16 protein-coding genes are annotated in these 19,348 nt (G+C 38.1%); 10 read left to right on the forward strand and 6 right to left on the reverse strand.

The genetic code is table 11. The features are described from left to right. Nucleotides 1-87 precede the first annotated feature (87 nt). On the reverse strand, nucleotides 88-390 hold the full coding sequence (locus tag QNI22_RS25045; protein ID WP_313976712.1) for an HU family DNA-binding protein: 303 nt from the start codon (nucleotides 388-390) through the stop codon (nucleotides 88-90). Between the two features lie 288 nt (nucleotides 391-678). Between QNI22_RS25045 and mutY the strand changes: the two genes are divergently transcribed. The 3 genes from mutY (at nucleotide 679) to gldE (ending at nucleotide 3,867) form a co-directional block, all read left to right on the forward strand. Beyond that, entirely contained in the window at nucleotides 679-1,734 is a 1,056-nt protein-coding gene (mutY, locus tag QNI22_RS25050; protein WP_314514791.1) for an A/G-specific adenine glycosylase, read from the forward strand. A gap of 188 nt (nucleotides 1,735-1,922) precedes the next feature. After that, nucleotides 1,923-2,399, forward strand: coding sequence for a single-stranded DNA-binding protein (locus QNI22_RS25055; RefSeq protein WP_313976714.1), 477 nt, complete (start codon nucleotides 1,923-1,925; stop codon nucleotides 2,397-2,399). 136 nt (nucleotides 2,400-2,535) lie between these two features. After that, nucleotides 2,536-3,867, forward strand: a complete 1,332-nt coding sequence (gene gldE, locus QNI22_RS25060) for a gliding motility-associated protein GldE (RefSeq protein ID WP_314514797.1) — start codon at nucleotides 2,536-2,538, stop codon at nucleotides 3,865-3,867. 370 nt (nucleotides 3,868-4,237) lie between these two features. Here gldE and QNI22_RS25065 read toward each other — a convergent pair whose 3' ends face one another. Continuing rightward, complete coding sequence (locus QNI22_RS25065) at nucleotides 4,238-6,025, reverse strand: ABC transporter ATP-binding protein (RefSeq protein ID WP_314514799.1); 1,788 nt, start codon at nucleotides 6,023-6,025, stop codon at nucleotides 4,238-4,240. Between the two features lie 346 nt (nucleotides 6,026-6,371). Here QNI22_RS25065 and nusB point away from each other — a divergent pair, with 346 nt between their 5' ends. The 6 genes from nusB to coaE all read left to right on the forward strand — a co-directional run bounded on the left by nusB (nucleotide 6,372) and on the right by coaE (nucleotide 10,574). After that, nucleotides 6,372-7,547, forward strand: coding sequence for a transcription antitermination factor NusB (gene nusB, locus QNI22_RS25070; RefSeq protein ID WP_314514803.1), 1,176 nt, complete (start codon nucleotides 6,372-6,374; stop codon nucleotides 7,545-7,547). Nucleotides 7,548-7,604: 57 nt separating this feature from the next. Beyond that, entirely contained in the window at nucleotides 7,605-7,907 is a 303-nt protein-coding gene (locus tag QNI22_RS25075; RefSeq protein WP_313976752.1) for a YtxH domain-containing protein, read from the forward strand. Between the two features lie 119 nt (nucleotides 7,908-8,026). Next, entirely contained in the window at nucleotides 8,027-8,461 is a 435-nt protein-coding gene (locus tag QNI22_RS25080; protein WP_314514805.1) for a DUF1573 domain-containing protein, read from the forward strand. Between the two features lie 89 nt (nucleotides 8,462-8,550). Then, on the forward strand, nucleotides 8,551-8,892 hold the full coding sequence (yajC, locus tag QNI22_RS25085) for a preprotein translocase subunit YajC (RefSeq protein ID WP_314514807.1): 342 nt from the start codon (nucleotides 8,551-8,553) through the stop codon (nucleotides 8,890-8,892). Between the two features lie 64 nt (nucleotides 8,893-8,956). Then, entirely contained in the window at nucleotides 8,957-9,922 is a 966-nt protein-coding gene (locus QNI22_RS25090) for a YbbR-like domain-containing protein (RefSeq protein WP_314514809.1), read from the forward strand. Nucleotides 9,923-9,956: 34 nt separating this feature from the next. Beyond that, nucleotides 9,957-10,574, forward strand: coding sequence for a dephospho-CoA kinase (gene coaE, locus QNI22_RS25095; RefSeq protein ID WP_314514813.1), 618 nt, complete (start codon nucleotides 9,957-9,959; stop codon nucleotides 10,572-10,574). A 13-nt stretch (nucleotides 10,575-10,587) separates the two neighbouring features. Here the strand turns inward: coaE and moaCB are convergent, their stop codons facing one another. Further along, complete coding sequence (moaCB, locus tag QNI22_RS25100) at nucleotides 10,588-11,535, reverse strand: bifunctional molybdenum cofactor biosynthesis protein MoaC/MoaB (protein ID WP_314514814.1); 948 nt, start codon at nucleotides 11,533-11,535, stop codon at nucleotides 10,588-10,590. A 448-nt stretch (nucleotides 11,536-11,983) separates the two neighbouring features. Here moaCB and QNI22_RS25105 point away from each other — a divergent pair, with 448 nt between their 5' ends. Beyond that, complete coding sequence (locus QNI22_RS25105) at nucleotides 11,984-12,967, forward strand: GTP 3',8-cyclase MoaA (protein WP_314514816.1); 984 nt, start codon at nucleotides 11,984-11,986, stop codon at nucleotides 12,965-12,967. An 18-nt stretch (nucleotides 12,968-12,985) separates the two neighbouring features. Here QNI22_RS25105 and QNI22_RS25110 read toward each other — a convergent pair whose 3' ends face one another. From QNI22_RS25110 to hslU, 3 genes are all read right to left on the reverse strand, one after another. Continuing rightward, nucleotides 12,986-13,396 (reverse strand): MaoC family dehydratase, encoded by a 411-nt coding sequence (locus tag QNI22_RS25110; protein ID WP_314514820.1) that lies wholly within the window; start codon nucleotides 13,394-13,396, stop codon nucleotides 12,986-12,988. Between the two features lie 98 nt (nucleotides 13,397-13,494). Beyond that, a complete protein-coding gene (locus QNI22_RS25115) occupies nucleotides 13,495-17,490 on the reverse strand; it encodes a PAS domain-containing protein (protein ID WP_314514821.1) in 3,996 nt (1,331 codons plus the stop codon). 418 nt (nucleotides 17,491-17,908) lie between these two features. Then, entirely contained in the window at nucleotides 17,909-19,276 is a 1,368-nt protein-coding gene (gene hslU / locus QNI22_RS25120) for an ATP-dependent protease ATPase subunit HslU (RefSeq protein WP_313999758.1), read from the reverse strand. Nucleotides 19,277-19,348 lie beyond the last annotated feature (72 nt).

A 19,348-nucleotide genomic window follows, 5' to 3' on the forward strand; every position in this document is an offset into this window, starting at 1 on the left:
GAGTATGTGGCTATACGGTAATGAGTCTAGTTTGCCGTAGTATTTATAAACTTAAAATATAAAAGTAAGCCGAAAAATCTCTTCAGATTAGTTAGCCGATACTTTTATCTTTTTACTAGTCTTAATCTGCTCAACAAAATCTTTAGCAGGCTTGAATGATGGAACGAAATGTTCATCAATGATCATAGCTGTGTTTTTAGAGATGTTGCGAGCTACTTTCTTGGCTCTTTTCTTATTTACAAAGCTACCAAAACCACGGATATAGATATTTTCACCTTCAGCCATTGAGTTTTTCACAACGGAGATGAAAGATTCTACTGCTTGGGCGATGTCAGCCTTGTCAATACCGGTTTTTTCGGCGATTTCTGTAATTACTTCTGCTTTTGTCACTGTGATAAACTGGTTAAGAGTTTGCACTATTTATAGATTCATTCACGATTTAGGTTGTATCAAACGTTGCAAAATTAACATATTGTATGGTATAATAAAAATTATATCCTGTTTATAATCATTTAATTTTGAGGCAAATACTACATCACTTCTATTACAATTACCTCTCACCTAAATATATACTTATTTTACAGGAAAAGTAAATCACAGACTACGATCTTTAACGATTTTGAACAATTTTAGGCTTTTATTCATTATAACGAAAAAGGACTTTAATTATTTTTATCATTGATTAACCAAGACACATTTGCTTCGCGCCTTATTGAATGGTATGAATACCACAAACGAGACCTTCCTTGGCGTCACACAAACGACCCATATCACATATGGTTGTCAGAAATCATTCTGCAGCAAACCCGAGTGAAACAGGGGCTGCCTTATTATCAGAATTTTGTAAAAGCTTTTCCAACTATATTCGATTTAGCAGCGGCACCAGAACAGGAAGTATTACGACTATGGCAGGGTCTGGGTTATTACTCTCGGGCAAGAAATATGCAGGAAACTGCTAAAGCCATTGTAAATCAACAGAATGGGTCATTCCCTAATTCATATATCGCTTTAGTAAAACTAAAAGGGATTGGTCCCTACACAGCAGCAGCCATCGCTTCTTTTGCTTTCAAAGAATCCGTAGCGGTATTAGATGGTAATGTGTTCAGGGTGCTGGCTCGATTATATGGTCTGGAAACAGATATCGCTACCAGCAAAGCTAAAACCCTATTTTCAACACTGGCCAACCAACTTATTTCTTCAGATAGCCCGGATTTGTATAATCAGGCTATCATGGAGTTTGGAGCTATTCAGTGTACACATTCTTCTCCGGATTGTTTACTATGTCCTTTTCAACAGGAATGTGAAGCATTTCTCACAGGACGTCAAAACATCCTTCCTATAAAAAGTAAAAAAACCGTTATAAAAAATCGTTTCTTTCATTACATAGTTTTTCATGTTCAGAACCGCATTGCAATGCGCCTGAGAGGGAGTAAAGACATTTGGCAGGGATTGTACGATTTTTGGTTGAGTGAAAACGACAGTATTCTAGACACAGATGAATTGGTAAAACAACTTGATCTGGATTTATCTGATACCATCTATACCATCAAAGCACCTGAAAAAGCATACACACATTTATTAAGCCATCAACGTATTGAAGCCCGATTCTGGCATATACAATTAGAGGAAGTACCACAATCACAAGAAGGTCTGACATTCTATACACTTGAAGAAGTAGAACAACTTCCTAAACCTATTTTAATAAATAAGTATTTGAGTGAACATTTTTTTTAGCTAGTTTTAATAGAATAAGGCTACAAAAAACAATAAAGTCAATTTTTATATTTTGAAGTTGTTTAGGATAAGTAATAAAGGCTCCAAAAGCTTCTTTAATAATTATCCTAAATAACTTCTTTTTCTTTTCTGGTTTTCTTTATTGTTTTGTCATTGCATTTTCATTAAACCAAATTAATCGTATTGACATGGCGAGTTACAACAAAATCACATTAATCGGCAATGTAGGTCGTGACCCTGAAATCCGTCAGCTAAGTCCCGATCGTAAAGTAGTTAACTTTTCTATTGCTGTTAATGATGCATACACAGATCGGAATGGTGTAAGACATGAGAAAACAGAGTGGTTTAGAATCGAGTTCTGGAATCAAAAAGCAGATGTCGTTGAAAAGTATGTACGCAAAGGCACTCAGATATTTGTAGAAGGAAAACTTAGTGTACGCACCTATCAAGATAAAGATGGCAAAGATCGTTATTCTTTAGATGTATTAGGTACTGATTTTACGCTGCTAGGCTCCCGTGAAGGAGGTGACCAGGGAGGTTCTGGATATTCTTCCGGTGGTAATTCATCTGGTTCTGGAAATACGTATACGCCACAGGCAACAACAAAAGAAATAGATCCTCCCCTACCTCCAGCAGGTGATGGCGATGATGATTTGCCCTTCTAAGTATTAAATAGTTTGTAAAAGACCGATTGTAGCCTCATATTTATTACAAATACTCATCAACAAGTATGCTGGATATACTGTGTTCAGAATACATTTGACTATTTCATTCATTTCTACAAACGTATTTTTTACATCTTTGGAAAATAATACAGATACAGACGATCCTTTATCGTATGGGGTGTTTGCTTTCAATATAGCAGGCACCTTATCTGCTTTTTATATATCTATATTTGTTTTACTAATACTTTTCCTGTTTCTTTCCTCCCTCTTCTCAACTGTCGAGACATTATTTTCGTCGCAGACAAACTCAAATCAAAAAAACGATCTTAGACCTTCACTTAGCCTTCCTCCTTTTATTAATCATCTCTTTAGTAAGTCTAAACACCTTCTGGCTGTTTTACTCCTTGCAAACTATTTGCTAACAATAGCTATTACTATTTTAATTATTTATGCGGTCTGGTATACACAGAGTTCATACGAGATTGGTTTGTTGGCCAAAATAGTACTGATTTTTATTATAAGTTTTGTTGTCATATTTTTTGAAGAAGTATTACCCAAAATTTACAAATGGAATGCCTCTCCAGTAGACAAGGCAACCTCTTATATTATTCTTTTAGCCTGTTGTCTGCTATTTCCATTTGTATGGCTATTACTGAAAATAACACATTATATAGAGGCTTCGCTTCATAAAAAGGGATATAAGATATCTGCAGATGAACTTACTCATGTACTGGAAACCGATACTTCTTCAACTACAGAAAATGAAAAGCAGTTTCTACAGGGAATTGTAAACTTCAGTACAATTGCCTCAAAACAAATCATGCGTCCTCGTCTTGACATTACAGCATTTCCGATGGAACTGGATTTTCATGAACTTATGGACAAGATAAACAAGTCAGGTTACTCTAGGATCCCTATATATAATGACACTATTGATGAGATTGCAGGCATTTTATACATTAAAGATCTGTTGCCTTATCTAGATAAGGATGAATACTTTAATTGGAAACATTTTCTTCGTACACCGTACTTTATTACAGAAAACAAACGAATAGATGACTTACTATATGACTTTCAGATCCGTCGTGTTCATATAGCTATAGTTGTAGATGAATATGGTGGTACATCAGGACTTATTACTATGGAAGACATCATTGAAGAGATTCTGGGAGATATTCAGGATGAATTTGATGAAGAAGAAAAATCTTTCACTCAAATTGACACAAACACCTATGTTTTTGAAAGCAAAACTCTTCTGAATGACTTTTTTAAAATCCTGGAGATAGATTCAGAAATTTTTGATGAAGTCCGGGGAGACAGTGAGTCATTGGGAGGATTATTGCTGGAGCTATTTACTCGACTACCTCAAACAGGAGAAAAAATACGGTATAAGGACTGGACATTTTCGGTTCTTTCGGCAGACACAAAACGAATCAAACGTGTCAAAGTCACTATTGAGTCCACATAGTTTGGTCCATTCTGAAATAGTTTAACAATCACATAAATCATCTCAAATTATAGCTAGAGACTTGCCTCCTTAGTCAACATGTACTGGATTCAAGGCAAGATGTTTAATTGATCGCAAAAGTTTTGTTGCGGTGAATTATATGCAAAAAATATTTTGCGGTGAGTTACACCCATGAGAAAAAATGATCGGAGTTCCGATTAAAATAAAATCTCCAGTGAATACAACTCAATTTGCTTATTGATTGAACAGATTACTTTACCACTGTTAAAAAATAGTTTGCCGTGAACTATACGCAAACTAAAAATCTTCACTAAAAGAAGTTACTTCTTTTAGTGAAGATTTGGGATAACTTTTATGTATATAAAGTAAATTATACTTCTTCCGTCTGCAATTGTTTCTCATAGAGTTCTTTATATACACCATTCTGTTGAATCAAAGATTCGTGAGTCCCCTGTTCAACAATTTGCCCTTCGTCCAGTACAATAATTTTGTCTGCTAGTTTAGCAGATGAGACCCGATGTGAAATAATCACAGAAGTACGTCCTTTCATGATACGACTCAGACTATGTAAAATTGCATTTTCGGTTTTTGTATCTACTGCAGATAACGCATCATCCAGAATTAGCAGGCGTGGTTCACGTACGATGGCTCGAGCAATAGAAACACGTTGTTTTTGTCCACCAGAAAGAGTAATTCCTCTTTCGCCTACCCGTGTATCAAAACCTTCCGGAAAACGAACGATATTTTCGTATAAGTCGGCATCTTTGGCTGCCTGTATAATCTGCTCTTCCGTTACGGCATCTTCTTCCAGACCAAAGCGGATATTGTTGCGAATGGAATCCGAGAACAGAAACACATCCTGAGGGACAAAACCAATTTGCCCACGTAGTGAAGGAAGGCTATATTCCCGGATATCGACGCCATCTACTCGTATCTGTCCCTGAGTAACGTCATACATACGGCAGAGCAACATTGCTATTGTACTCTTTCCTGAACCAGTAGTTCCCAACAAGGCTATCGACTGGCCTTCTCCTACCTCAAAAGATACATTATCCAGCGCCACAATACCTGAATCCGGATACACAAAGCGAACATTGTCAAAGGTTACTGTTCCCTGAATAGGCTTCACAATATTCTTTTCTGATACAATATCGGTTTTGGTTTGTAGAAACTCGTTGATACGTTGTTGAGAAGCCGCTGCACGCACAATCATACTGGTAGTAAAGCCAAGTGATGCAATAGGCCAGGTCAACTGGTACACATACATAATAAATTCTGCTATATTACCTGCTGTCAAGGAACCTGAAATCACTTCCCGCCCGCCAATGTAGATGGTAAGAATTGTGCTTAGTCCCACTAGAGCCATAATCAGGGGATAGAAAAAGGCATCTATAGTAGTTAGTCTCAGAGATTTTGCTTTGTAATCATTGGCAGCATCCGTGAACTGTTCGGCAGAATGACTTTCCCGTACAAAAGATTTTAATACACGAATACCTGAAAAAGCTTCCTGAACGAATGTAGACAATTTAGATAGCTGAGCTTGAATACGTTCAGAGCGTCTTTCTACAGCTTCATTAACAAAATAAATACTGACTACCAAGAAAGGAAAAGGGAGCAACACATATAAGGTTAGTTTCGCATTGACAGAAAGCATATAGCCCACAACCAGAATCACTAAGGTAACCATATTAAGCAGATACATGATGGCGGGCCCCAGGTACATACGTACCCGGCTCACATCTTCAGAAATACGTGCCATCAGATCCCCTGTGTTGTTGCGACGATAAAAACTAAGCGGAAGTGTCTGATAATGCATATAGATCTCATTTTTGAGATCATATTCTATCAGTCTTGACATAACAATAATCGTTTGGCGCATAAAGAACAGAAAAATCCCCTTTATGACAGCCATTACCAGAATAACCACTCCATACATCAGAATGCTTTTGGCGAACACTTCAAGAATATGCTCCTGCGCCTGAGTGCCCTGAAGCAAAAAATACTGGTCTATCGTTTCTTTTACCAGATCAAAAGCATAGCGTACTACCTGAGCAGGAACTACCGCAAATAAATTGGAAATAATTGTAAACAGTGTACCCAATAAGAGATGCCATTTGTATTTAATGAGGTACTTGTTCAGATAGGCTAGGTGTTTCACGTTGTTTTTTGATGTTTTGCGTTTGTAATATATTGGTAGTTAAGAAGCTAAAAAGCCAGTTGTTAATCTACCTGATAAGACCTCTGATAAAGTAAGAAGCAAAATTTCTCATTTTCTGTTCCTTTTATCAAATTAATAAACTTCAATCCTTGGTTCAGACATTTTTTCGTACCTTTGCGCCTGCAATTTCCGGATTATCTTTATAAAAAGCATTTTCGGAGATCGATATCCTAAAAATAAAATAAGACCTGATCATAGTGATGACGTATTTAGTAATCCAATAGATTTAATGAAAGGTCTTGTATTGAATTAAAACCTAAAAACATTTTAAAACGTTCTTTGATAGATGCTGAACCGACGAATTCTTAGGGCAAAAGCGATGCAGGCTATATATGCATATACACAAGCTGTAGAATCAGACTACCAACTGGCACTAGATACTATTGCAGATACATTTGTACCCGATCTTAATTCTATGCTACCACAAGACCCTAAGAAGTTGGAAGGTAGCCGTCAATGGGCTACACTTTTGTTTGAAGAACATTACAAAGCCAAAGCTGTTTCGCCAGATGAGGATGCACCTGTGGAGGTACGGAAAGCAGCTAATTATGCAATTAATTTTTTTCATGCACAGTGCCAGAAGGATGCCAAGTATCTTGAACAAAGCATGATAGCCGATGCAGAAAGTATTTATGATTATTATCTGCTCTCTCTATGGTTGGTAACAGAAGTGGCAGATCAGATTTCCGTAGAAGAAGATGAGAAAAGAAACCGGATTTTAAAAGAAGCACCTTTGTCTTCCCGAGCGCTGAAACTTACAAAAAATCAGGTAGTTGACTCATTACGCAAAAGTACTACATTTCAGGATAAACGAATTCGTAGTGGCATAGACAAACTACTGGATCCGGATCTAGCACGACATTTGTTGCAGGAATTGAAAAAAGATGCAGCATATACAGCCTACCAGCAATTGGATACATCTACATGGGAGCAGGACTGGCAGTTTATAACAGAAGTTTTAAAAGTAATTATATTCAAAAGTGAGCCTGCTGTACGTTTCTGGGAACAACTGGATAGCAACTGGAGTGGAAATGAAGATATCGTAAGAGGCATGTTTAATAAGACGATGCAGTTCGTCAAGGAAGATCCGGAAGGCTTTTCTTTACAGAAACTTTCGGCTGACTGGGATGCTGACCGGAACTTTTTTCAGAAGCTATATAAACTTTGTATAGAAAAATTTGAAGAATATGAGACTCTGATCGCCAATAAAACAGCTAATTGGGACGTTGAACGGGTAGCGCAGGTTGACAAAGTAATTCTGGTGATGGCCCTTGCCGAGTTGCTGAATTATCCGAGTATTCCGGTAAAAGTTTCTATCAATGAATATATAGAATTATCTAAGGTATATAGTACACCTAAAAGCAAGCAGTTTGTAAACGGAATTTTAGATGCCCTGGCGGGTGACCTTTCTTCACAGGGAGTATTAAAGAAATCAGGTCGTGGATTGATTGATAATAAATAATCAAGTCTATAAAATAAGTCGTTAAACTAGTTAATAACCATAAAACCATTTACATAGATGAGTCGTAACACAGGAACTTTGTTGGTATTTCTGGCAGGTGCTGCCGTTGGCGCAACGTTAGGAATCTTGTATGCTCCTGATAAAGGGAAAAATACACGTGATATATTAAGCTATCAATTAGGAAAGTATCGGGATCAGTTGCGGCAATATATAAGTGAATTGATTCAGGAAGGAAATGAATTTCCTACTGAAGCAAAATATGAAGGAGAAAGAGTTATCAATGATGCCAGAGAAAAAGCAGAGAAATTATTGCTTGATGTAGAGACATTAATGGGACAATTGAAGAATCAGACCCGCTAAGAAATACCAATGCATATAAGAATTTATCGGATGTTATATCGGATGAATATCTTATATGCATTCGTTTTTTATATCTGCACCATTAATAAATTTATTTGCTATTCTATTGGAATCATTTTATGAGAAAAATACTGATTTGTAGTACATTACTTGCAGTTTTGATCGTAACTGGCAGTTGCAGCAAACAAACAGACCAAGGCGCAGGAGAAACGGTTGTAGCTGCTTCAGAAGCGCCATACATGAAATTTGATGAAGCTTCATTTGATTTTGGAGCTATTGAACAAGGGGCAGTAGTAACTCACACCTTTGCCTTTACCAATACTGGCAAGACACCTTTGATTATTGAACGAGCTGTTGCTTCCTGTGGATGTACTGTACCGGACTGGCCCCGTAAGCCTGTGCCTCCAGGAGCAAAAAGTGAAATCAAAGTGGAATTCAATAGCCAAGGTAAAGCAGGCCCACAACAAAAAACGATTACTGTTTATGCCAATACACAACCCAAAGAGTCCAAAGTGGTATTGGTTGGTGTAGTTAATGCAGTTCAAAATAACTAATTCGCATAAGGATACCTTAGGCATTTACAAAATGGTATCTTTGTGATATACTTCTAATTCTTTTCAAATAAATAAACCTTCTAAAATCAATGAACTTTACATCTGTTTTATTGCAGGCAGCTGGCGGTGGCGGTGGTAGTACAATGCTTATATTGATGGGAGCCATGTTTGTGGTAATGTATTTCTTTATGATTCGTCCACAACAGAAACGCCAGAAAGATGCAGTTAAATTTCGCGACTCGCTGAAAAAAGGCGATATGGTAGTGACCATCGGGGGCGCACACGGTAAAGTAGTAGAAGTTGATAATGATACTATTACACTGGATATTGATCGTGGTGTAAGGGTAAAATTTGAAAAATCTGCTATTTCTCAGGAATCAAGTAAAAAATATGCTCAAGCTGCTACTACCGAAGTAGCAGAGACTAAATAATCCCTTATGTTACGTGTCAGATGGGTGTGCCTGATATGCCCATCTGATTACAAATCTGGCAGGAATGATTGATCAGAAAAATATTTGGCGTAAACTTCTCCGATCCCTGGTAGTGACCCGCAGTGCTGAATTTCCGGTAGTCGCACTGTGTTTTCTTGCCGCCACCACATTCTGGTTTTTAAATGCTCTAAATAAAGAGTATACGACCAAGATTACCTATCCTATTGAATTTGAATACGATAAAGAACAATTCGTTTCTACAGTTCCCCTCCCTTCACAGATTACACTCAATGTAACTGGTTACGGATGGACCCTTCTGCGTAAAACGTTGGGTATCGATACACAACCTATTGTATATCATTTCGAAAATCCTCTGAAAACAGCTTTCATTACCAGACATGTATTACTTCCGGCTGTAACTGAACAGCTTAAAGAGGCTAAAATCAATTATATCGAAAATGACACTATTCCGGTAGCATTTGATAAAAAAATACAGCGAAAGGTAGCCTTGCAGGTAGATAATCTTCAACTGGAGTTAAAAGAAAATTATTTTATTACAGATACTGTACAGATTTCACCTGATACTATCACGTTTGAGGGGCCTGCTCAATTTATCAAAGAACTGCCAGATCTGCTGATTATCAATGTGCCTGGTAAAAATATTGACGAGGACTATGAAGAGGAAGTGACAATCAACTATACACAGAATCCGTTGATTTCGCTGAGTAGTGATAAAGTGACCGTGCGTTTTCGCGTACGAGAGTTTATGCAACAGACAAAAGAGGTACCTGTTGAGGCACTTCGCCTGGCTTCCAACAAACTACTGCACTTACCTAATCAGAAAGTGGAAGTTGATTATTGGCTCTTACCTGAAGATGAACCTAAAACTACTGCTCAGAACTTTGGGGTAGTCGCTGATCTATCCAAATGGAATAAAGCCGATTCTTCTATAGCGTTAACTCTTATCAAAAAGCCTGACTGGGTACGAAATGTAACTCTCCATCCTGCTACGTTAAAGCTGGTTAAATAACAAGCCTGTACTTATTATAATCATCAAAGAATCTATGACACAGAAATCTGCCTTACGGATTGGAATTACAGGAGGAATGGGTTGTGGGAAAAGCATTGTGAGCCGTATATTCCATACATTGGGAATACCGGTTTATGATGCTGACTCACGGGCAAAATGGTTAATGAACCATGACCCAGTGCTGAAAGATAAAATCAGAGAGGCATTTGGTGAAGAATCCTATTCAGAAGATGGTTCTTTCAATAGAAATTATATTACAACCTATGTGTTTCGGGATGAAGAAAAGGTAAAACAGATGAATAGCCTGGTACACCCACAGGTAGGAATTGATTATAAGAACTGGCAACAAGAATATGCAGCCAGCCCTTATACATTACGGGAAGCAGCTTTACTTTTTGAAGCAAATGTCTATAAAGATCTGGATGCTGTGATTGTTGTAACAGCACCCTTGGAATTACGTATTCAGCGTATCCTGCAACGTGATCCACATCGCACGGAGGCCGATACCCGATCCATCATTGCCAAACAAATGCCTGAAGATGAGAAAGCCCGCCGAGCTGACCATCTTATCAAAAATGATGAAACGAAATTAATCATTCCTCAGGTGCTGGAACTGCATGCACTTTTTACAAAGCGTTACCTGGACTCTTAAGTCATTCTGTAAATTAGTGGCCTTCGCCTTCAATCATATTCCGGCTATGAAATACCTGAGGTACTATAGCATCCAATGATTCCTGTACACCTTTGGTACTACCTGGTAACGTAATAATCAATGATTTACCGGCTACCCCAGCTACTCCTCGTGACAGCATGGCTGTAGGAGTACGCATCTGACCATGTACACGGATAGCTTCTGAAATACCTATTGCTTCGCGTTCTATTATAGCTTTCGCAGCTTCTACAGTGTAATCTTTAGGGCCAAATCCTGTGCCTCCAGTTGTAAAGATAAAGGGAACCTGCTGATCTACCCAATGCTGAAGCTTTGCTTGAATTTGCTGAACATCGTCAGGGACAATCTGGTAATCGATTGTTTCAATATCAAATCCTGCCAGTATTTCTTTGATTTTTAAACCAGAAAGATCTTCACGTTTACCAGAAGCTGTTGTATCTGAACAAACTAATACAGCAGCTGTATTTTTATGAATGAACTTTTTGCGATCAGACTTCCCACCTGTTTTTTTAAGCAATTTGACAGACGTAATTTCAATCTCTGTATCATCCAACGGTTTTAGCAAATCATATATAGTGAGGGCAGCTACAGAAACAGCTGTGAGTACTTCCATTTCTATTCCGGTCCGTCCTATCGATTTGCCTTCACAACAAACAATCACACCATAACGTCCTTGTAAATCCCCGACTTCTTCAGGTTGATTGGCGTTGTCCAGATAATCATAAGTGATAGTCATCCCATCTATAGAAACGGGATGGCAATGTGGAATAAGGTTATGAGTATTTTTAGCGGCAAGGAATCCTGCTGCTTTAGCTATATCAAATAAATTTCCTTTGGGTAATCTGTCTGCCTTCACCAGATCAAGGGTTTCTTTGCTACACAGTACTATCCCTGTAGCTTTGGCTGTACGAAGAGAGATTTGTTTGGAAGATATGTCACGCATAAGATCAAAATCAAATATTTTAATAGAATAAATATACTATCAACAGATACTATTTACTACAAAGTGAAAAAGAATCCTTTCGAAGAGTCGTTTAAACTGTTATGAGTTTATATACTACATATCCGATCGGGAGTAATTCAAACAGAATCAGGCCTGCGAAAATAACAGATTTATGCTGAATTTCTTTTCTGCGGAGATTTATCACAAAAAACTGCAATAGCGCATAGTATATTGTTGCCCCTATCATTATACTCATAAATACAGTATTGCCTTTTTGTTGAACATCCATCCGACAAAAGTTAAAGAGTATAATAAAACAGGCAACCAGCAGGAACCAGTTATAGTAATAAAGTAGTTTTAACATAAAAGTCACTGTACTTATCAAAGTAGAATATAAAGAAATGCAAAAAAAATGTAACTTCGTTATTTCATACCAGAAAGAACGCCTATGATTGAAATTACAGATATTTATGGGAGAGCATTCAAGACCCTGCGGGTAAGTCTGACCAATACCTGTAATCTGGGATGTGTCTATTGTGTGGATGAATCTGACCAGAACCGCTTTCAGAAGCAGGATATTCTTTCTTCAAATGAGCTTATTACACAAAAAGCCCTTTCTGTTGATGAGTTTATTGAAGTAATCCGTTCGTTACATGAAATACTTGGCCTGGAGACTCTCCGGCTAACAGGAGGAGAACCTACCTTATACCGTGACTTGGTTCCACTACTGAAAGGGATCCGGGGAATTGGTATCTCTGCTATAAAAATGACCACTAATGGATATCTGCTTAGTCACAAAATTGAGCAGTATGCTGAAGCTGGTCTTACCTCTCTGAATATTTCTCTGGATGCGATAGAACCGGAACCTTTTTTTCAGATGAGCCGGAGACGTAATATCCAAAAAATTCTGGAAGGTATAATACGAGCTGTAGAACTGGGATTGGAGGTAAAGATTAACTGTGTAGTGATGAAGGGGCTAAACGAAAATCAGATCATACCTCTACTTAATTTTGCACAAAGATACAATATCCGTATTCGCTTTCTGGAGCTTATGCAAATGGGACATCTGTATGGTAACTTTGAAGAATACTTTTTCTCAGAACAGGATATTCTGGATGTAATTGCTGCACATACATCTTTTGTAACTTTACCAAGAGATCCCTCTGCTACTGCTAAATACTGGGAATTAGCAAATGGGTACCAGTTTGGCATTATATCCAATGAATCAGATCCTTTCTGTAATGATTGCAATCGGCTTCGGGTAGATAGCTATGGAAATATTTACGGATGTCTAAGTGATAATACTTCTATTCCTGTTCATGAGCATCTGAATGAGCCTGACATAATGGAAGAAAAATTACGGCAGGCTCTGAGCAAGAAGAAGAAGAAATTTTCCGGAAGTACTCTCTCTATGCTTGCGATTGGAGGTTAAAGCATCAATCGCATGTAATCAAATCTTTGGAATCAACTGGCGATTCATTACAATGGCTTCACCAGTAGTTACTACTTTCTGTGTTTCCACTTCGATGATCTTTGTCTCAATTCTGGCGGATGATTTAGGAAGGATTTCCAATACAGTAAACACAGCCTGATAGACAACTCCTACTAGCATCGGTTGTACAAACTCCATAGATTGTTTTAGATAGATGCTTCCCTCTCCTGGAAATTGAGTCCCCAATACTTTAGAGAATACACTTCCTCCCAAAAAGCCATGAATGATAGGTTTACGAAATATGGTTTTTGCAGCAAATTCTGCATCCAGGTGTAAAGGATTGGTATCACCTGTAACTGTAGCAAAGGCTTCTACATCTTTCTGTGAAAAAGAAAAGTCATGTGTATATATCTGATTAACCTCTAGCATATAACTGTTTCTGATTTTTAGGTTGAAGGGGCAAAAGTAAAAAGTCCTCGTGTAAATAACAGCGAGGACCTGGATTTTTAACAATTACCGAACCTTACTCAGGCTTTGGTTTCTGTCTTTTCGTATAGTGCCAGTTTGGCTTTTAATTCTTCAATCTGTTGCAATTGTATTTCTTTATCCTGTATAAGCTCTCCAAATTTTTTATCATTCTGCAACTTTTCAGTGACATCTTTGGAATATACGGCAATAGCGGTTATAGTACCTTGGGCATTACAGACCGGTACATAATTGATAATCAAATGGATTGGATTACCTTGAATTACCATTTCAATATATTCTTCAAACTGTTCACCTGAGAAAGCTCTTTCATATCTGGCTTTTTCTTCTGCATTGTTCAAGAATCCTAGGATGTCAAAACCTTTTTCCATCTTTATGCCCATCTCCTCAAACTTAGTTGCAAATACTTTATTGAAAAAAAGTATTTTGTAATACCCATCAATAATTGCAATGGAATCAGTACTCACATCAATGATATTGGTTAGACATCTTTCTTTTTCCTGTACTTCCATAAGCATCCTATGCATTTCCTCCTGTGTTGCCGAAAGCTCTTCCATATTCTGACGTAATTCCTCTTCCTGAGCTTTGAGTTCTTCTGCTTGGCTTTGTGCTTCTTCCAATAACCTTTCGGCCTGTTGTTTGGCTATGATGGTTTCAGTTACTTCTTTAGCAAAAACAGCCGCAGCAACAACATTGCCTCCATCATCTCGTAATGGGCTATACGTTTGCACAAAATATTGTTCTTTGCCGTTCTCTTGTTCGAATTTCTCCACGATCTCAAAGAACTCGCCATTCAATGCACGGTCATAGTATTTCTTGTAAACAGATTTTTGTTTCTCATTAAAGATGCTGAGGATGTCAAATCCTTTTCCAACTTCTATACCTGCTGCTCTGTATGTTTTCTTTATAAGTTCATTAGCCAGAACAACCTTATACTCCCGATCTACAGTAAGGATAGAGTCGTTTGTTGCATCAACCAGATCATTCATGAAGGCTTCCTTCTCTTGTACGTCTTTTAAGATCCGGTGTAATTCTTCTCTTTGTGAATTAAGCTCTTCTGTTTGTTCCTGGCTTTCTTTCAACAATTGTTCTGTTTGTTGTTGCAGTTTCAATCGGTTGGTAATATCATGAGCAATCAAACTTACACCAATGATATTGCCTGTAGCATCTTTTAACGGATTAAATGATACCTGGAAGTCCAGATCAAAATGATGGCGGTGTGGAACATCCACTTTTTCACCGCCAAATGCTTTGAGATATGGCGCTTTAAACCTTCTCTCCTCTTCTTCTCCTTTTTGTCTTGCCATCTCCAGAAGGTCTGAACCTGCTTCTACAGGGAAACCGTATTTTCCAAATTTTTCCTTAAAGGCACTATTAGCCAGCACAATTTTGAAATCCTGATCAATGGTTAGCAAGCTGTCTGGAAGCCCTTCAATAATATCGTTGTAATACGTCTTCTGATCATTGATTTTTTGAAGTTGCTTAGCCATCTCTTCCTGATTACCAGAAAGCTCTTCCATACTCTGACGTAATACTTCTTCTTGAGCCTGAAGCATTTCTGCTTGTTCGCTAGCTGCATTTTTGGCTTTTGTAATTTCTGTTACATCCTGAGCAAATATGGCAATAGAAATAACTTCACTGTGTTCATTTTGAATAGGAGTGAAGGTAAAGTTAATATACCTATCCATATCCTGAAACTGATAGTGCTCATGAAGTTCTACTGTTTCACCTGCAAAGGCACGGGCATAAATAGCTTTGTGTTTCGGTTGTTCTTCGGGTGCAAGCAGAGTTGTGATATCAAATCCTTTGTCAACCTCAAATCCCATGTGTTTGTAATTTGCTTTCAATGCAGCATTGCTACTAATCACCTTCAGATTTTTATCGATAGTAACAATCATATCTTTGGATACATCCAGAATAGTAGACATATACCGTTCTTTCTCCTGCACTTGAGTCATTACCAGACGCATCTCCTCCTGGGTTGCCTCTAGTTCTTCCATATTCTGGCGCAACTCTTCCTCTTGTGCTTTGAGTTCTTCCGTCTGACTCTGAGCCTCTTCCAATAATCTTTCAGCTTGTTGTTTGGCTACAACCATTTCAGTAATGTCTTTTCCAAAAATAGCTGCAGCTACAATTTGTCCTTCGTCATTGCGGATAGGGCTATATGTAAGTGAAAAATGCTGGATAACTTTGTTCAGTTCATATTTCTCTATTACTTCAAAGAATTCCCCTCCTAATGCTCGTTGATAATATCCTCTGTAGACGGGTTTTTGCTCATCTGTAAATACATCCAGAATTGGGAACCCTTTTTCAACATGTATGCCATATGGCTTGTATGTATCCTGAATCTGTTTGTTGCAAACAATTACTTTATAGTCATGATCAATTGTGAGGATAGAATCATTTGTAGAAGAGATCAGATCGCTCATAAATGCTTCTTTTTCCTGCACTTCTTTCAAGATTCTTTGCACTTCCTCCTGGGTAGCAGCCAGTTCTTCGAGATTCTGACGCATTTCTTCCTCCTGTGATTTCATTGCTTCCGTCATTTGCTGACTCTGTACCAACAGGCGATTCGTACGATCTACTACTCTGGCATTTGAGAACGTGGAAGCAATACTCTCCGCTACCTTTTCCGCAAACTGAATCTCATGTGGCTGAAAATCGTGAAAAGACGCAATTTCAATGACTCCTTCTATTTTGCTTTCTACTTTCAGTGGAATTAATAACAAGTATTTTGGGTTAGAATCTCCAAGTCCTGAGGTAATGCGGAGATAATGATCCGGAATATCTCTTAGATATGTGGTCATTCCTTCCAACCATACCTGGCCAATCAAACCCTGACCTGGCAGTATTTCTTTCTCCTGAAATTTCTTACGGTTATAAGCATAACAGGATTTGAGTTGTAGATAAGGATTAGGAGTATCTTCATTTTCAATAATGAATAGACCGCCTTGGTTAGCGTTCATATATTTAACCATCTGTTGGATGATCTTATCTGATAAGATATTCAGATCATTACTACTACGTAGAATATCTCCGAAATGAGCAAAGCCTTCGTTGGCCCAAAAACGTTTTTTCTCTTCTGCAGATACTTTTTTCAATCCTTCACGCATTTGGGAGAGAGAAGTCCCCAAGTCTCCTTCGTCATCAAAGACGCTGATATTATTGTCAAAGTCTCCTTTTCCGACATAGAGGGCAAATTCTTTGATCTCACGAAGATTACCAGACAATATATTGAGTTCTTTAATAATAGTATTCAGTTCATCCTGAGATGCGGGAATTTCTTCAGGCAAATTTCCTTTACTTAGTTCACGAAGATATTCTTTTAATGAACGAATACGGGTGAGTACACCCACAATCATGAAGAAACCAATAAAGTAGGCAAGCACAAACGACAGGATTACATATACTGGAACCAACCAGCGTAGACGACTCTCTACCCAACCTATTTCTGTTTGTGCACGTTCAATCTCTCTGGACTGTATTTCTTCGTTTCTTCTAACTGAGGCAACCAATGCATTTACAGATGGCTGAACAGTTTCGCTATACATCTTTTGGGCTGCAGCACTATCTACAGGTTGTTTCAGTGCAACCTGTAATTGATTGTATTCATTTGAAATCTGAACAAGCAAACTTTTCTCTTCAGCTTTTAAGCACTTATTGGAAAGATTGATTAGACTATCTCTGGATGCAACAGCAGATTGTTGCAGTTGTTGCACTTCTGCCTCATCAATCGTTTCCTGAAAAATATTCTTTTGCTGCCAGGCAATGACAAGTCCTTTACTGGAAGATTGTAATTTGGAAGAGTACCTATGAGCATCTGTCGCTACAGTGAGTGCATACTTGCTTTGCTGAATAGCGGAACGCCATTGCAGGTTAGTAAGTATCACCAATATAATTGCAACACTGCCCAACGAAAGAAAACCGATTGTCAGCTTTCCCTGAATAGTGTTATAGTTCAAATTGAAGTAATAACGGATATAATGCGAAAGCCCTTTATCCGACTTCTTAGTAGAATTATCCTTTACCTGTTCCATGTCAATGTATTCATAATAACAATAAGCCTATAAAATAGCATGGGCAAAATTACAGGATACGGCACTGGAGTTTGATAACATTTAGGGGGAAATCCTACAAGTGAGACATTCGTAAAGAAATGATAGTAAGGGTATTCTATAGTAGATAAACACAGGGTAAAATACATTTTTCTTATATGTAACCTGGCATTGTTTTAAGCCTTTACACTATTTGGTGAAAGTGTACAAAATCCCGAAAATACAAAAGCCTCTCCTGAATAAGAGAGGCTTTTGTATGATAAAATTTGTGTATTAAATCAATAAGTACTTTTAGCAAAAGAGCTTATGCGTTTTTTCAGATGTCAGTTAGTTATATCGGCAAAATTTATCAATATGCTAACTGAATAGTACATCTGTCCAGTTCTTATGCAAAGCTACATTATAAAATATACTGACTTAAGTCTCTGTTTTTCACCAGACCGGAAAGCCTTTCATCCACTAATTGTGCATTTACCACAATCTTTGCATTAGCTCCAATTACATCTGGTATGTCAAAAAGGAATTCGTTTAGTAAGTGACTCATTACTGTATGCAGACGTCTCGCGCCAATATTCTCAACTTCTGAGTTGATACGAAATGCAATTTCTGCGATTTGCATCAATGCATCATCCTGAAACGTGAGTTCAACACTTTCTGCTGCCAACATTGCCTCGTACTGTTTGGTCAATGCATTTTTAGGCTCTTTTAGAATATGGTAGAAATCATCTTTGGTTAAGCTTTGTAATTCTACCCGAATTGGGAACCGACCTTGTAACTCAGGAATCAGATCTGAAGGCTTGGAGACATGAAAGGCTCCTGCAGCAATAAATAAAATATGGTCAGTATTGATTAATCCGTACTTGGTGTTGACCGCACTCCCCTCTACAATAGGGAGCAGATCTCGCTGCACACCCTCACGGCTTACATCCGGTCCACCGCTACCCCGACTGGAAGATGCAATCTTATCTATTTCATCAATAAATATAATACCTACATTCTCTGCTTTCCGGATAGCTTCTTCCTTTACTTCATCCATATCAATCAACTTGGCAGATTCTTCTTCCAGTAAAATCTTTCTCGCTTCTGCAATAGTGACTTTTCGTTTTTTTGCTTTTTTAGGCATCATGCCTGACAACATCTCTTGCAGATTCATCATTGTCATGTCATCCATGCCAGGTCCCACCATACCAATTTGAGCTCCGGCTTGCTGTACATCAATCTCGATCTTACGGTCATCCAGTTCTCCACGTTGTAACTTATCCCGAAAATTCTGACGGGTTCTTTCGTTTAGCTCATGATCAGATTTGGGTTCATCATTGGTATTGCCTGAGAATCCAAAAGAAGGCTGTTTCATCGGAGGAATCAGTGCATCCAGAATAATGTCCTCAACCATTTGAGAAGCCCGGCCCTTTACATCTTCTTTTTTTCGTGCCTTCACCATCTGTACTGATTGTTCAACCAGATCACGCACCATACTTTCCACGTCCCGGCCTACATAGCCTACTTCCGTAAATTTAGAGGCTTCTACTTTTGTAAATGGAGCATCTGCTACCTTAGCCAGGCGTCGGGCAATTTCTGTCTTTCCTACACCGGTGGCACCTATCATCAGAATATTATTAGGGATGATATCTTGTTGAATTGATTCCGGAGCATTCATTCGCCGCCAACGGTTACGTAAAGCAATCGCTACATTCCGTTTTGCATCATGTTGCCCTACAATATATTTGTCTAGTTCAGCAACTATTTGTCTGGGAGTGAGATAATTCATTCAATTAAGAATTAAAAATGAGTTTACTATATATAACTGTTCCTGATCAGGAATATCGTCTGTTAACTAAAA

Source organism: Xanthocytophaga agilis (genome assembly GCF_030068605.1).
Lineage (GTDB): Bacteria > Bacteroidota > Bacteroidia > Cytophagales > 172606-1 > Xanthocytophaga > Xanthocytophaga agilis.

Coding starts and splice junctions, on each gene's coding strand:
- yajC (WP_314514807.1), top strand. CDS start 8,551: ATGAACTTTACATCTGTTTTATTGCAGGCAGCTGGCGGTGGCGGTGGT.
- QNI22_RS25105 (WP_314514816.1), top strand. CDS start 11,984: ATGATTGAAATTACAGATATTTATGGGAGAGCATTCAAGACCCTGCGG.
- QNI22_RS25090 (WP_314514809.1), top strand. CDS start 8,957: ATGATTGATCAGAAAAATATTTGGCGTAAACTTCTCCGATCCCTGGTA.
- QNI22_RS25115 (WP_314514821.1), bottom strand. CDS start 17,490: ATGGAACAGGTAAAGGATAATTCTACTAAGAAGTCGGATAAAGGGCTT.
- QNI22_RS25075 (WP_313976752.1), top strand. CDS start 7,605: ATGAGTCGTAACACAGGAACTTTGTTGGTATTTCTGGCAGGTGCTGCC.
- coaE (WP_314514813.1), top strand. CDS start 9,957: ATGACACAGAAATCTGCCTTACGGATTGGAATTACAGGAGGAATGGGT.
- moaCB (WP_314514814.1), bottom strand. CDS start 11,535: ATGCGTGACATATCTTCCAAACAAATCTCTCTTCGTACAGCCAAAGCT.
- hslU (WP_313999758.1), bottom strand. CDS start 19,276: ATGAATTATCTCACTCCCAGACAAATAGTTGCTGAACTAGACAAATAT.
- QNI22_RS25055 (WP_313976714.1), top strand. CDS start 1,923: ATGGCGAGTTACAACAAAATCACATTAATCGGCAATGTAGGTCGTGAC.
- QNI22_RS25080 (WP_314514805.1), top strand. CDS start 8,027: ATGAGAAAAATACTGATTTGTAGTACATTACTTGCAGTTTTGATCGTA.
- QNI22_RS25110 (WP_314514820.1), bottom strand. CDS start 13,396: ATGCTAGAGGTTAATCAGATATATACACATGACTTTTCTTTTTCACAG.
- nusB (WP_314514803.1), top strand. CDS start 6,372: ATGCTGAACCGACGAATTCTTAGGGCAAAAGCGATGCAGGCTATATAT.